9 protein-coding genes are annotated in these 14,450 nt (G+C 70.0%); 5 read left to right on the top strand and 4 right to left on the bottom strand.

What is annotated here, in order from left to right; genetic code table 11:
* Positions 1–33 precede the first annotated feature (33 nt).
* Positions 34–1,266: a serine hydrolase domain-containing protein gene (locus R2B38_RS19810; protein ID WP_318017422.1), complete on the bottom strand. Its 1,233-nt coding sequence runs from the start codon at positions 1,264–1,266 to the stop codon at positions 34–36.
* A 205-nt stretch (positions 1,267–1,471) separates the two neighbouring features.
* Here R2B38_RS19810 and R2B38_RS19805 point away from each other — a divergent pair, with 205 nt between their 5' ends.
* Positions 1,472–2,476 carry a hypothetical protein gene (locus R2B38_RS19805; protein WP_318017421.1) on the top strand — a complete coding sequence of 335 codons (1,005 nt, stop codon included), beginning with the start codon at positions 1,472–1,474 and terminating at the stop codon, positions 2,474–2,476.
* A 168-nt stretch (positions 2,477–2,644) separates the two neighbouring features.
* On the opposite strand, the gene R2B38_RS19800 is transcribed toward R2B38_RS19805, so the two are convergent.
* The 3 genes from R2B38_RS19800 to R2B38_RS19790 form a co-directional block, all read right to left on the bottom strand.
* Positions 2,645–3,505, bottom strand: a complete 861-nt coding sequence (locus tag R2B38_RS19800) for a membrane protein (RefSeq protein ID WP_033285776.1) — start codon at positions 3,503–3,505, stop codon at positions 2,645–2,647.
* 192 nt (positions 3,506–3,697) lie between these two features.
* Positions 3,698–4,813 carry a metallophosphoesterase gene (locus R2B38_RS19795; protein ID WP_318021742.1) on the bottom strand — a complete coding sequence of 372 codons (1,116 nt, stop codon included), beginning with the start codon at positions 4,811–4,813 and terminating at the stop codon, positions 3,698–3,700.
* A gap of 1,234 nt (positions 4,814–6,047) precedes the next feature.
* Positions 6,048–7,160, bottom strand: coding sequence for a LacI family DNA-binding transcriptional regulator (locus R2B38_RS19790; RefSeq protein WP_078622773.1), 1,113 nt, complete (start codon positions 7,158–7,160; stop codon positions 6,048–6,050).
* 494 nt (positions 7,161–7,654) lie between these two features.
* On the opposite strand from R2B38_RS19790, the gene hisC reads away from it, so the two are divergent.
* The 4 genes from hisC to cydD all read left to right on the top strand — a co-directional run bounded on the left by hisC (position 7,655) and on the right by cydD (position 14,449).
* Positions 7,655–8,734 carry a histidinol-phosphate transaminase gene (gene hisC, locus R2B38_RS19785; RefSeq protein ID WP_318017420.1) on the top strand — a complete coding sequence of 360 codons (1,080 nt, stop codon included), beginning with the start codon at positions 7,655–7,657 and terminating at the stop codon, positions 8,732–8,734.
* A gap of 258 nt (positions 8,735–8,992) precedes the next feature.
* Positions 8,993–10,501 carry a cytochrome ubiquinol oxidase subunit I gene (locus R2B38_RS19780; RefSeq protein ID WP_318017419.1) on the top strand — a complete coding sequence of 503 codons (1,509 nt, stop codon included), beginning with the start codon at positions 8,993–8,995 and terminating at the stop codon, positions 10,499–10,501.
* A gap of 21 nt (positions 10,502–10,522) precedes the next feature.
* Complete coding sequence (cydB, locus tag R2B38_RS19775; protein WP_318017418.1) at positions 10,523–11,527, top strand: cytochrome d ubiquinol oxidase subunit II; 1,005 nt, start codon at positions 10,523–10,525, stop codon at positions 11,525–11,527.
* Between the two features lie 102 nt (positions 11,528–11,629).
* Positions 11,630–14,449, top strand: a complete 2,820-nt coding sequence (gene cydD, locus R2B38_RS19770; RefSeq protein WP_411978478.1) for a thiol reductant ABC exporter subunit CydD — start codon at positions 11,630–11,632, stop codon at positions 14,447–14,449.
* Position 14,450 lies beyond the last annotated feature (1 nt).

The following is a 14,450-nucleotide window of genomic DNA, read 5'->3' as shown; positions in this document are numbered from 1 at the left end:
CGACGACCGGCCCGGTTCTCGGTCAGCTCCCGGTCAGTCGGTGGCGGGCTTCTCGCACAGGGCGTGGTCGACGAGGGTGCCCGTCGCGCGGTTCAGGGCGGCCAGGTCGGGCTGCGCGGTGGTGGTCGTGATGAAGACCGTCACCGCGCGTCTGCCGTCCGCGCTCACCGCGGGGCGGGTGTTGACGCCCGCGCCGTCGCCCTCGTGCGTGTAGTAGAAACCGCCGCAGGTCAGCGGGATCTTGCGGAGGCCGAGGCCGTAGGTGCCCTCGGGCATCTCGGCCACGTCCTCCGGGTCGTCGGTGCGCTGGACGGTCTGCCGCATCTCGCGCCACTGCGCGGCGGGGAGCAGCCTGCCGTCGGCCAGGGCGCGGAAGAAGGTGTTCAGGTCGGCGGTGGTGCTCACCACACCGGAGTCGGCGGTGTGCTGGTAGCTGTGCTCGGTGACGTCGAGGCGCTTGCCGTCGGCGGTCGTCAGATACGCGTTCACATGCGGGTCGGGAAGGAACGGGTCGAGCCCGGGAATGGAGGTGTTCCGCAGTCCGAGTTTCGCGATGATCCGGTGCGCGACCAGGTCCTGCCAGCTCGCGCCGCCGGCCTTCTCGGCGATCATCCCGGCCAGCAGGTAGTTGGTGTTGGAGTACGCCCAGCGGGTGGGCCCGCCCGGCTGGGGGACGAACACCGGCCGGTGCTTCATCGCCACCGCGACCAGGTCGGCCGTGGGGGTGGTGTTGTAGCGGTTCTCGTCGAAGTGGTTGATCAGCTGGTCCTGGATCTCCGGGTCGTCGATGTAGTCGTACAGGCCGCTGGTCTGGCGGAGCAGGTCGCGGACGGTGATGCGGCTGCCGTTGTTGCCGTTGCCCGAGACGACCCCCGGCAGCCAGTGTTCGACGGTGTCGTCGAGCGACAGGCGCTTCTCCGCGACGAGTTGGAGAACGACGGTCGCCACGAAGGTCTTCGTCGTGCTGGCCACGCGGAAGTGGGAGTTCCAGGGGATCGGGGCCGTGGAGTCGGCCGTGCGGGTGCCGATGCGGGCCATGAGCGGCGGGCTGTTCGGCTCGTCGACCCTGGCCAGGACGTTCACGTCGCCGCCGGCGGCCTTCCGTACGGCTGCGAGGTCCTGGCGGAGGGTGTGCTCGGTGTAGGACGACGGTCTCGGCGCCGGGTGTCCGGCGGTGGCGGCGGTCGCGGCCAGGGGTGAGCCCAGGGCGAGGAGTGCTGCTGCCAGCGCGGCGGCGCCGGCTTTCTTCGACGACGGCATCTGCATGGTCGTATCCCCCGGTGTTCTGGTTCCTGGTCGGTGACGATCACCAGCCAACCGGATCCGCCGGCGTGAGGGGATGGGACTGTCCTCCGGATGAGGGGTGCACCTGGCCCCCGTACGAACTACGGGTTCACCCCCGTTGATCGGATCTGTTCGAGGGGGTTGAGTTGTTTCGCAGCAGTGTTGTCGCGAGTTGGGGGACTGGGGGATGGGGACCGTGATTCTTCTGCAGGTGACGGACGAGGCGCAGTCGTTGGCGTGGGACGGCGATGATCTGGTGGACGTCGTGGGTGGTCGGCGGTGGGGGCCTGACGGGGTGGAGCGGCAGGTTGCGGACGATCATGGGTATTCCTTCGACCGGAGCGTCAGCTCTCCGTCCGGCCGCTTCACCGTGGTCTACGACGAGCGGGGCACCGGGGCACTGCTGCTGGAGGGCGATCGGCCGGTCCGTGAGCTGGAGCGCAATGACGACTACGCCGAGGCGTTCGACTATCCGGTCGCCCTCGGGGTGCTGCCGGACGGCCGTGAGGTGCTGGTGCACTGCCCGGACCAGTACGACCTCCTGGAGATCGAGGACGCGGAATCGGGAGAACGGCTCACGGTCGGCGACCGTACGCAGAACGACGTCCTCCACTCGCGGCTGGCGGTGTCTCCGGGCGGGACTCATCTGCTGTCGGCGGGCTGGTTGTGGCATCCGTACGGGATCGCCGAAGTCTTCGACCTGGAACGGGCGTTGAGGGATCCCGCTGTGCTCGACGGCCGTGGTGTGCCGTCCTTCAACCCGGGCAACAGCTCCGAGGTGATCTCGGCCTGCTGGCTCGACGGTGACCGGGTGGCGGTGGCGACCGGGGAGGAGTTCGTCGACGAGGAGGACAGTGCGGAGACCGAAGGCCTGGGCAGACGGCAGTTGGGTGTGTGGTCGCTCTCCGAGAAGCGGTGGGTCCATCGCAACAGGGTCGACTTCCACATCGGCACGCTGATCCCGCGGGGTGACACGGCCGTCTCGCTGTACGGGCATCCCCGGCTGATCGACGTCACGACGGGGGCGTCGGTGGCGGAGTGGCCGGCTGTGGAAGTGCCATGCCGGGAAGGCAGTTATGGGGTGACGCACATCCCGACGCCCGTCGCGGCCCTGCATCCGGACGGCAGGCGGCTGGCTGTCGCGCAGGCGGAGAGCATCGCGGTCGTCGATCTTCCTGAGGAGGCGTCCTGAGAAAGTCCTGGCAGGGCTTCCCGACCGGGCTTCCCGACCGGGCGTTCTGAGGAGGCTCGTTGTTCGACGAGCGCAGCACTCGGCCGCCCCTGTGACCCGGGCGGCCGGTCACCCGGTGACCGGGGTGTTCGGCTTGCGCTCCCCTGGGTGGGGGCGCAAGCCGAGGGGCTAGTCCGGCTGGTGGTCGGGCCCCCCGAAGTCCGGGCTGCTGAAGTCCGGGCTGGAGAAGCTCGGGCGGTGACCCGGCTCCGGGCCGTCGTCGGGGCTGGAGAAGCCGGGACGGTCGTAGCCGAGGTGCGGCATGCGACTCGGGGCCGTGGGTGTCGTACGGCGGAGGGTCGCCGTGCCCGGCGCCGCGAGCGCCTCCTGGAGGAACGGCAGGATGCCGCGTTCCAGGAGGGCGTCGTGCCAGGCCTCCCTGGCGCGGGCCACTTCGCCGCCCGACTCGCCGTAGGGGCCGGTGTCGGGTGAGGGCCTGTTGCGCAGGGCGGTGAGCAGCAGGCCGACGATGGCGACGAGGATCGCCGCGGCGGTCATGGCGCCGAACACCCAGCCGGCGGTGAGCATGGTCTTGGCGAACGCCGGTTCGGGGCTGAGCATCTTGAGGATGTAGCCCACGAGCAGGAATATCGCCGCGGCCGTGCCGGCCAGGACGGGGGTGAGGACGGCGGCTACGGCGATGGCGCCCGCACCCTCGGCCGCCTCCCCCAGGGTGGTGGCGAGCCCCATCGCGCCCACGCCGCCCGGCTCCGCGGAGTCGGTCTCGTGGACGGCCGACGGGGTGGACGACGCCGGCTGGCGCAGTTCCTCGCGGACCTTCACGTAGTGCTGGTACTCGGTCGCCGCGGCCGCCGTGATGAGCGCGGTGGCGTTCAGCGCCATGGTGCGCAGCTGTTCGGGGTTGAGCCGCTTGCCGACAGCGGCCAGTTCCGGGCGGGTAGGGGCGGAGCGCAGCGCCTCGTCGAGGATCCGCTCGTACTCCTGGCGGTCCTCGCTGTGCAGGTGCTGCGGAACGCTGTTCATGTGCATCCCCCGATGCTCCGTAGGGCTTGGGGCTCGCATGCCAACGAGCCGTCGGGCAGAAACGGAGGGGAGCCTGCTACGGATAAGCCGATGGTAGAGCGGCGACGGCACACGGTGACAGGGGGTTTCCGGAAATTGGCCCCTGGCCAGCGCTGTCGTCCGCCGGTCCTCCGGAGGGGACGCCTGCCCGATAAACGCTCAGATATCCAGGGGCAGTTGCTGGACCAGCAGTTTTCCGGCCATGGTCACTCCGCCGTCCATCGCGATGGCGAGTCCCTCGGCGTAGACGTGCGGTCCCTCGACCACGGGACCGGCGCTGTCCTCGCCGTCCTCGGAGCCCACGTCGCCCAGGAGATACGGGATCGGGCTGTGGCCGTGCACGATCCGGGTGCCGCCGTACATGTCGAGCAGGGAGCGGACGTGGTCGGCGCCGCCCTCGTCGCGGAAGGAGAAGCGCTTGGTGAACTTGCGGAACACGTCCCAGACCTCGTCCGCGTCGTTGCGCGTGAGGGTCTCGCGGACGTTGTCGTTGACGGCCTCGATCGAGTCGCCGTAGTCGAGGTAGGCGGTGGTGTCGGAGTGGACGAGCAGGTGGCCGTCGACCTGCTCCATGGCGTCCAGGCGGGACATCCACTGCAGGTGGACGTCCTGGAGGCGGTCCATGTCGGTCTTCTGGCCACCGTTGAGCAGCCAGGCCGCCTGGAAGGTGGCGGTGCCCGCGCCGGAGTTGACGGGGGTGTCGCCGAACCGCTTCGCGCCGAGCAGCAGCAGCTCGTGATTGCCCATCAGGGCCTTGCAGTAGCCGCCGGCAGCGGCGGCCTCGGCGGACAGCCGCATGACGAGGTCGATCACGCCGATGCCGTCGGGGCCGCGGTCGGTGAAGTCGCCGAGGAACCAGAGCCGGGCGGTGCCGGCGCACCAGCTGCCGGCCGCGTCGATCAGGCCCTTCTCCCGCAGGGCGGCCACCAGTTCGTCCAGATAGCCGTGTACATCCCCTACGACGAACAGCGGACCGGGGCCCTCCGTCTGCTGCGGGACGGCCGCCGACGCCGGGTCCACCGCGACCTGAACCGTGTCACCCCGACGGATGACGGGCAGATCGCGCTGAGTGGGCGTGTAGCCCTCCGGATAGACCTCGTCGAAGGCCTCGTCAAAGGCCTCCTCGTCGGGTCGTACGGCCTCGCCGGGCTGCGCGCTGTCGGCGTACGGACCGGTCTCGTGGACATACGCCGGTACCCGGAAGTCGCGCAACGTCGCCGTGCGCTCCGTCTCGGGTCCCTGACCGGCCCCCTGAGTCATCGACCCCTCCACCATCACGCCGCGTCTGCACCGCGTCGGACTGCCTGGTCGCAGCGGCCCGCGGTGTCGTGGGCCCATCATAGGAATGCGGATCGCGCCATGTGATGACCCAGGGGTGCTGAATCGGACCAGGACTCCGGTCCACCGCGGCTTTCGCCCCGATTGGGCAGGGGTTCGGCTGTTGGCCGTCTGCTTGACGGGGGTTGGCCGGGGGTTGGTTCACGCCGTTGAGGCGGCTGGAAATCGCCGGTGGGGGTCGCTTGCGGTGGGGTGCGTGGGGTGCGTGGGGTGTGTGGTCGGGGGTGGTGCGGGTTGGCTGGGTGAGGCGGTGTTCGCCCGCAGCGCGGTTGGTTGGTGGGTGGGTCGGGGTCGTGGCGGTACGGCGAGCCCGCCGCCTTCGGTGCCCTTCGGTGCCCTTCGGTGCCCTTCGGTGCCCTTCGGTTGATCACCACGGCTGGACGGGTTGGTGCCGGGTACGCGGCGGGCTGCGCCGCACCGCCACGACCCGCTCCCGTCTCGTCGGCGGCTGCGGGCTCGTGGGGGCTCTGCGGGCCTCACCGCCCGCCCTGCTGGCCTCGGCGCGGGGTGGGCGGTGGGACCGGCGCCGTTCGGCCTGCCACGGGCGCTTGAGGGGGGCCTGTACGGCCCCGGGCCCAGGGGAGTCACGGGAGTCACCAGTACCGCTCCGGCCATCCTCATGGCGCCTGGCAGCGCCGTCCCGGCCCTGCTCGGGGCGCCCGGTGGGCCTACTACGGGCGCTGCCTCGGGTGAACGGGATGGCGGGTGGGAGTCCCGGCCCCGTTCCGCTCGCGACGGCGCCCGAAGGGAGTCTCGATGACGGGCGCCCTGCGGCACTTGACGGAAGCGTCGGCACTGAGCCCCATGGGCACCCGGAGCAAGCCCGGCTTCCGCTTCCGTACAACCACCGCACCCTGTGGAAGTCCGGGCGCCGCCCCGACCGCCACCCGGCCCCGAGCCCGCCTGGTACCGCGTCCCCCGCCACAGTGCCCGGAGCGGACCTGGCCGTACCGACTTCCGTCCGACTACGGCCCCCGATGGAACCCCGGACACCCTCACCCGGCACCCCTGCCCGAGCCCCACACCCACCCGGACGGCACCGCCCCATCCCCCCGGGACCCGACGGAACTCCGGACACCCCGCATCCCTCACCCCGCCCAACCCCACCCCCGCCGGTACGGCACCGACACCGGCGCCGGCACCGACCCTGCCCCCGGAGGCACCCCCGCCCCTACTTCCCCTCAGGCGACCGAGGCGGACTGACCGTTGTCCTCGGTGGACGCCGCTGGGACGACGTCCGCACGATCAGTTCCGTCGGTATCACCTGCTCGATCGGCAGGTCGGATTCGACCCCCTCGATGGCATCGATGAGGAGTTGCACCACCGCCGTACCGATCCGCCGCGGCTTCAGGGACAGCGTGGTGACCGGCGGCTCGGTGTTCGCGTACACCGTGGACTCGCTGCAGCACACGAGCAGCAGGTCCTCGGGCACCCGCATGCCGTAGCGTCGCGCCGCCGCGAGCAGATCCGTGCCGTTGGGGTCGAACAGGCCGTAGACCGCGTCGGGCCGGTCGGGCCGGGCGAGCAGCCGGTCGGCGGCGACGGCCCCCGCGCACGGATCGTGCGCCGGATACGACTCGTACACCGGATCCTGGCCCACCCGCTCGCACCAACGCAGGTATGCGGTGGTCGAGAGGTGTGTGTATGTGTCCGTGCTCGTGCCCGTGAGCAGGCCGATGCGGCGGGCGCCGGCGTCGGCCAGGTGGTCCAGGATGCCCAGGACCGCGGCCTCGTGATCGTTGTCGACCCAGGCGGTCACCGGGAGCGAGCCGGCCGGGCGGCCGTCGGAGACGACCGGTAAGCCCTGCCGGACGAGCTCGCTGACCACCGGGTCCTGGTCGGACGGGTCGATGACGACCGTGCCGTCCAGGGCGACGTTCGACCACACGTCGTGGCGCGAGGTCGCGGGGAGGATCACGAGGGCGTAGCCGCGGGCGAGCGCGGCCGAGGTGGCGGCTCGCGCCATCTCGGCGAAGTACGCGAACTCGGTGAAGGTGAAAGGTTCATCCCCGTACGTCGTCACGGTCAGGCCGATGAGGCCCGACTTGCCGGTACGGAGTGTGCGAGCCGCCGCTGAGGGCCGATAGCCCAGCCGGTCGGCGACTTCGCGGACATGGCGTCGGGTGGCGTCCGGGAGCCGGCCCTTGCCGTTGAGGGCGTCGGAGACGGTCGTGATGGAGACTCCGGCCGCGGCGGCCACGTCTCTGATTCCCGCCCGGCCCGGCCGGCTTCCTCGACGAGAGGTTTCCGCGCGGCTCACCTGGTGCTTCCCTGCTGCTGTCATGGCGAGCCGATAGTAGGGCTCATGCGGTGGGGTAGTGCGGACGCATATGCACGCGTTGACAGGCACGTTTCTGCAAGGTCAAAAGCCGTCAACTGCCTTAGAAACAAAGTCAGTTAAACGATGCGATGGCATTACGTGACTTGTCGGCGCGCATGGGCCTGCCAAGACCCCCATGTTTCGAAGAGGTCTCAACTCACCTGCACGAGGGATGCGCGCCACGGCGCGAGCTACCGGCGCATAGATATATGTACAGCGCGCCCCCGGTTCGTGCGCCTTAGTGTCGTGTTGCCCCTGATGTGGATGTGACGCGTGGGGCGAGCCGACGGCGACCTGGCAGACGCCTGGAGGCTGCTCGCGCGGGCACCCGAGGTCGCTCGCCAGCGCGCCCGACGTCGCCCGCCCGCGCCGGACCTGTACGCCCGGGCGGCTAATCCTCATAAGGTGAGCAGTATTGATAGCCGGTGGTGCCGGTGGTGGTCACAAGGAGGACTGCGGTGAGCGAGACGAGCCCGAAGCTGCGCGCCGAGCTGGAGGGTATCCCCACCTACAAGCCGGGCAGGCCCGCCTCGGCGGACGGTCCGGTGGCCTACAAGCTGTCCTCCAACGAGAACCCGTACCCCCCGCTCCCCGGTGTGATGGAGAGCGTCACCGCGGCCGCCCAGAACTTCAACCGGTACCCCGACATGGCGTGCACCGGCCTGATGAACGAGCTGGCGGAACGGTTCGGCGTCCCCGTCTCCCACCTGGCCACCGGCACCGGCTCGGTCGGCGTCGCCCAGCAGCTCATCCAGGCGACAGCCGGCCCCGGCGACGAGGTCATGTACGCCTGGCGCTCCTTCGAGGCGTACCCGATCATCACGCGGGTCAGCGGCGCCACGCCGGTACAGGTGCCGTTGACCTCCGGCGACGTGCACGACCTCGACGCGATGGCCGACGCCATCACCGACCGCACCCGGCTGATCTTCGTCTGCAACCCCAACAACCCGACCGGTACGGTCGTCCGCCGGGCCGAGCTGGAGCGCTTCCTGGACCGGGTGCCCGGCGATGTGCTCGTCGTCCTGGACGAGGCGTATCGGGAGTTCATCCGGGATCTCGACGTGCCGGACGGTGTCCAGCTCTACCGCGACCGGCCGAACGTCTGCGTCCTGCGCACCTTCTCCAAGGCCTACGGCCTCGCCGGGCTGCGGGTCGGTTTCGCGATCGCCCACGAGCCGGTCGCGGCGGCGCTGCGCAAGACGGCCGTGCCCTTCGGCGTGAGCCAGCTCGCGCAGGACGCGGCGATCGCCTCGCTGCGCGCCGAGGACGAACTGCTCGGCCGCGTCGGCTCGTTGGTCGGCGAGCGCACCCGCGTGGCCGACGCGCTGCGCGCCCAGGGCTGGACGGTCCCGGAGACCCAGGCCAACTTCGTGTGGCTGCGGCTGGGGGAGCGCACGCTCGACTTCGCGGCGGCCTGCGAGCAACACGGTGTGGTGGTCCGGCCGTTCGCGGGCGAGGGTGTGCGGATCACGATCGGGGAGACCGAGGCCAACGACATCTTCCTGAAGGTGGCGGAGGGCTTCCGCAAGGAGCTCTAGCCGTCGCTGGCGGTGTCGTTGGTCACGCCTGCCGATGTGAGGGTTCGTAACGAGTGACGTCAGGGGGGTTGCCAATCGGGGACCCCCCTTCGTAATGGGCCTCCGAACGGGACCCCCCTTCCGCTGCCGAAAATCCGTACGTCATAATAGCTTGTGAATGTGAACGCGTTCACAAGCGTGTCCCGGTTCGTCCCATGATGTGTGCGACAAAAGGGGCAAACTGCCGCTGTACCACGGCGACGTAAGGAGACTGACGACGTGGAATTGGCTCTGGCGCCGGAGACACTGGCGCGATGGCAGTTCGGCATCACCACCGTCTACCACTTCCTGTTCGTCCCCCTGACGATCTCGCTCGCCGCTCTCACGGCCGGGCTGCAGACCGCGTGGGTGCGCACGGAGAAGGAGAAGTACCTCAGGGCCACCAAGTTCTGGGGCAAGCTCTTCCTGATCAACATCGCCATGGGCGTCGTCACGGGCATCGTGCAGGAGTTCCAGTTCGGCATGAACTGGTCCGCCTACTCGCGGTTCGTCGGTGACATCTTCGGTGCCCCGCTCGCCTTCGAGGCGCTGATCGCGTTCTTCTTCGAGTCCACCTTCATCGGGCTGTGGATCTTCGGCTGGGACAAGCTGCCCAAGCGGATCCACCTGGCCTGCATCTGGATGGTCTCGATCGGCACGATCCTGTCGGCGTACTTCATCCTCGCGGCCAACTCGTGGATGCAGCACCCCGTCGGCTACCGGATCAACAAGGCCAAGGGCCGTGCCGAACTCACCGACTTCTGGCACGTGCTGACCCAGAACACCGCCCTCGCGCAGGCCTTCCACACGCTCTCCGCGTCGTTCCTGACCGGCGGCGCGTTCATGGTCGGCATCGCGGCCTTTCATCTGTTCCGCAAGAAGCACATCGCGGTGATGAAGAGCTCGCTGCGGCTGGGCCTGGTCACCGTCGCCATCGCCGGCCTGCTCACCGCCGTCAGCGGCGACACCCTCGGCAAGGTCATGTTCAAGCAGCAGCCCATGAAGATGGCCGCCGCCGAAGCCCTGTGGGACGGCCAGAACTCCGCGCCGTTCTCGATCTTCGCCTACGGCGACGTCAGCAAGGGCCACAACTCCGTCGAGCTGTCGATCCCCGGGATACTGTCCTTCCTCGCCGACGACGACTTCAACTCGTACGTCCCCGGCATCAACGACACCAACAAGGCCGAGCAGGCCAAGTACGGTCCCGGCGACTACCGGCCCATCATCCCCGTCACCTTCTGGGCGTTCCGCTGGATGATCGGCTTCGGCATGGCGTCCTTCGCCATCGGCCTGGCCGGACTCTGGCTGACCCGCAAGAAGTTCATGCTGCCGCAGCATCTGCGGGTCGCCGAGGACGAAGTGCCGAACATCGTCCTCTTCAAGAAGAAGGCCCTCGGCCCGAAGCTCACCAAGCTCTACTGGCTCGTGTCGATCTGGACCCTCGGCTTCCCGCTGATCGCCAACTCCTGGGGCTGGATCTTCACCGAGATGGGCCGCCAGCCCTGGGTCGTCTACGGCCTCTTCCAGACCCGTGACGCCGTCTCCCCCAGCGTCTCGCAGGGCGAGGTCCTCACCTCGATGATCGTCTTCACCTCGCTCTACGCGATCCTCGCCGTCATCGAGGTCAAGCTGCTCGCGAAGTACGTCAAGGCCGGCCCGCCCGAACTCACCGAGGCCGACCTCAACCCGCCCACGAAGATCGGCGGCGACTCCCAGGACGCCGACAAGCCGATGGCCTTCTCGTACTAGGCCGAGGGAGCTGCAACTGTCATGGAACTGCACGACGTCTGGTTCGTCCTCATCGCCGTCCTGTGGACCGGCTACTTCTTCCTGGAGGGCTTCGACTTCGGGGTCGGCATCCTCACCAAGCTGCTCGCCCGGAACCGCACCGAGAAGCGGGTGCTGATCAACACGATCGGCCCGGTCTGGGACGGCAACGAGGTCTGGCTGCTCACCGCTGGCGGCGCGACCTTCGCCGCCTTCCCCGAGTGGTACGCCACCCTCTTCTCCGGCTTCTACCTCGCCCTGCTGATCATCCTGGTCTGCCTGATCGTCCGGGGCGTCGCCTTCGAGTACCGGGCCAAGCGGCCCGAGGAGAACTGGCAGCGCAACTGGGAGACGGCGATCTTCTGGACCTCGATTCTCCCCGCGTTCCTGTGGGGCGTGGCCTTCGGCAACATCGTCCGGGGCGTGAAGATCGACAAGAACTTCGAGTACGCCGGTAACTTCTGGGACCTGCTCAACCCGTACGCCATCCTCGGCGGCCTGGTCACGCTGACGCTCTTCACCTTCCACGGCGCGGTGTTCACGGCCCTCAAGACCGTCGGGGACATCCGGACCCGGGCGCGGAAGCTGGCCCTTCAAGTCGGGCTCGTCACCGCCCTCTTGGCGTTGGCCTTCCTGATCTGGACCCAGGTCGACAGCGGCGACGGCAAGAGTCTGGTCGCGCTGATCGTGGCCGTCGTCGCGCTCGTCGCGGCGCTGGGGGCGATCCAAGTCGGGCGTGAGGGCTGGTCGTTCGCGTTCTCCGGCCTCACCATCGTGGCGGCCGTGGCGATGCTCTTCCTGTCGCTCTTCCCGAACGTCATGCCGTCCTCGCTCAACCCGGACTGGAGTCTCACGGTCACCAACGCCTCGTCGAGCCCGTACACCCTGAAGATCATGACCTGGTGCGCGGGGATCGCCACACCGATCGTGCTGCTCTACCAGAGCTGGACCTACTGGGTGTTCCGCAAGCGGATCGGCACGCAGCACATCGCCGAAGCCGCGCACTGAGTCCACGCGCCACAGTCCGACTTGGGGCATGTTTCACGTGAAACATGCCCCATTGGGACCCACTGGGAAGCCGGGACCTCCTGAGAAGAGGGTGTGTTTCACGTGAAACCGATCGACCCACGTCTGCTCCGCTACGCCCGCGCCACCCGCCTCTTCCTGATGGCGGTCGTCGGTCTGGGTGCTGTCGGCGCGTTGCTGGTCATCGCCCAGGCGATGCTCATCGCCGAGGTCGTGGTCGGTGCCTTCCAGCACCGGATGTCCGTCGGTGAACTCGGCACTCCCCTACTGCTGTTGGTGGCGGTCGCCGTCGGCCGCGCCCTCGTCTCCTGGCTCACCGAACTCGCCGCCCACCGCGCCAGCGCCGCCGTGAAGTCGGAGCTACGGCGACGGCTGCTGGAGCGTTCCGTGGAGCTGGGCCCCGGCTGGCTGAGCGGGCAGCGGACCGGTTCGCTGGTCGCCCTCGCCACCCGGGGCGTCGACGCCCTCGACGACTACTTCTCGCGCTACCTCCCGCAGTTGGGCCTCGCGATCGTCGTCCCGGTGGCGGTGCTGGCCCGGATCGTCACCGAGGACTGGGTGTCGGCGGCGATCATCGTCGGCACGCTGCCGCTCATCCCGCTCTTCATGGTGATGATCGGCTGGGCCACGCAGTCCCGGATGGACCGGCAGTGGCAATTGCTGTCGCGGCTCTCCGGGCACTTCCTGGACGTTGTCGCCGGACTGCCCACCCTGAAGGTGTTCGGGCGGGCCAAGGCACAGGCCGACTCGATCCGCCGCATCACCGGCGAGTACCGCCAGGCGACCATGCGGACCCTGCGGATCGCCTTCGTCTCCTCCTTCGCCCTGGAACTCCTCGCCACCCTCTCCGTGGCCCTGGTCGCCGTGACGATCGGCATGCGCCTCGTCCACGGCGACATGGACCTGTACATCGGTCTCGTCGTCCTCGTCCTGGCGCCGGAGGCCTATCTGCCGCTGCGTCAGGTGGGCGCGCAGTACCACGCGGCCGCGGAGGGCCTTGCCGCCGCCGAGGAGATCTTCTCGGTACTGGAGACACCGGTACGGGCCTCCGGCACCACCGAAGTGCCGTCGGACGCCCTGGCCTTCGAGGGTGTGACGGTCCGTTATCCCGGGCGGTCGACGGACGCCGTGTCGGACGCGTCCTTCGCCGTGGACCCCGGAGAGACGGTCGCCCTCGTCGGCCCGAGCGGCTCGGGCAAGTCCACTTTGCTGAACGCCCTGTTGGGGTTCGTGCGGCCCACCGAGGGCCGGGTGCGTGTCGGGGGAGTCGATCTCGCTGACGTGGACCTGGAGCGGTGGCGGTCGCGGATCGCCTGGGTGCCGCAACGCCCGCAGCTCTACGCCGGAACGATCGCCGAGAACGTCCGGCTCGCCCGCCCCGACGCCGACGACACCGCCGTACGGCGGGCGTTGGCCGATGCCGGTGCCCTGGACTTCGTGGACGCGCTGCCCGAGGGCATCGGGAGTGTGCTCGGCGAGGACGGGGCCGGGCTGTCCGCCGGGCAGCGGCAGCGGCTCGCGCTTGCCCGGGCCTTCCTCGCCGACCGGCCGGTGCTGCTCCTCGACGAACCGACCGCCGCGCTGGACGGAGCGACCGAGGCCGAAGTGGTCGAGGCGGTACGGCGGTTGGCGGTCGGCCGCACGGTCCTGCTCGTGGTGCACCGGCCGGCCCTGCTGGCGGTGGCCGACCGGGTGGTGCGGGTGACGGAGGGCGTGGCCGCGGTGCGCGCGGAAGCCGGGCCGGTGACCCCCGAGACACGGACTGCCCAGGAAATCCAGGTGAGTTCCGGTGCCGCCGACGAACCCGAGACACGGATCGCGTCGCACACAGGTGGTGTCCTCGCCCGGGTCCGTGGCATGTCCGGTGCCCGGCGTGGGCGGCTCGTCCTGGCGCTGCTGCTCGGAAGTCTCGCTCTGGGCAGTGCTGTCGGTCTCATGGGGACCTCGGGGTGGCTGATCTCGCGGGCCTCGCAGCAGCCGCCCGTGCTGTATCTGATGGTGGCCGTGACGGCGACCCGGACCTTCGGGATCGGGCGGGCCGTGTTCCGGTACGCGGAGCGGCTCGTGTCGCACGACGCGGTGCTGCGGATGCTGGCCGACACCCGGGTCGCCGTCTACCGGCGCCTTGAGCGGCTGGCGCCCGCCGGGCTGCGCGACACCCGGCGCGGCGATCTGCTGTCCCGGCTCGTCGCCGACGTGGACGCGCTCCAGGACTACTGGCTGCGCTGGCTGCTGCCGGCCGGGGTCGCGACCGCCGTATCCGCGGCGACGGTCGGCTTCACGGCCTGGCTGCTCCCCGAGGCCGGTGCCGTCCTCGCGGTCGGCCTCCTCGCGGCCGGCGTCGGCGTCCCCCTCGTCACCGGCGCCGTGGCCCGCCGTGCGGAACGCAGGCTGGCCCCCGCCCGCGGGGTACTCGCCACCCGCGTGACCGAACTGCTGACCGGCACCGCGGAGTTGACGGTCGCCGGCGCGCTGCCCGCCCGTACGGTGCAGGCCAGGCGTGCCGATGGGGACCTCACCCGGATCGCCTCCCGCGCCGCCACCGCCACCGCCCTCGGCGACGGCCTCACCGCGCTGATCTCGGGCGTGACCGTCGCCGCCACCGCACTCGTCGCCGCCCAGGCCGTCGCGGCGGGACGGCTCAGCGGCGTGTTGACGGCGGTCGTCGTCCTCACCCCGCTCGCCGCCTTCGAGGCCGTCCTCGGACTGCCCCTCGCCGTGCAGTACCGGCAGCGGGTCCGCAAGAGCGCCGAGCGTGTGTACGAAGTGCTGGACGCCCCGAGCCCGTACGGGAACCGGAGCGGCCCCGGCAGGCGCCCGCGACACCCTTCCCGCTCGTCGTCCAGGGACTGGCCGCCCGCCACACCGGGCAGGACCGGGACGCGCTCGCCGGGCTCGACCTGAC

It is taken from the genome of Streptomyces sp. N50 (assembly GCF_033335955.1).
Taxonomy (GTDB): Bacteria; Actinomycetota; Actinomycetes; order Streptomycetales; family Streptomycetaceae; genus Streptomyces.
The sequence above is the reverse complement of the archived record's forward strand: the minus strand, read 5'-3'. Positions and strand labels throughout refer to the sequence as shown.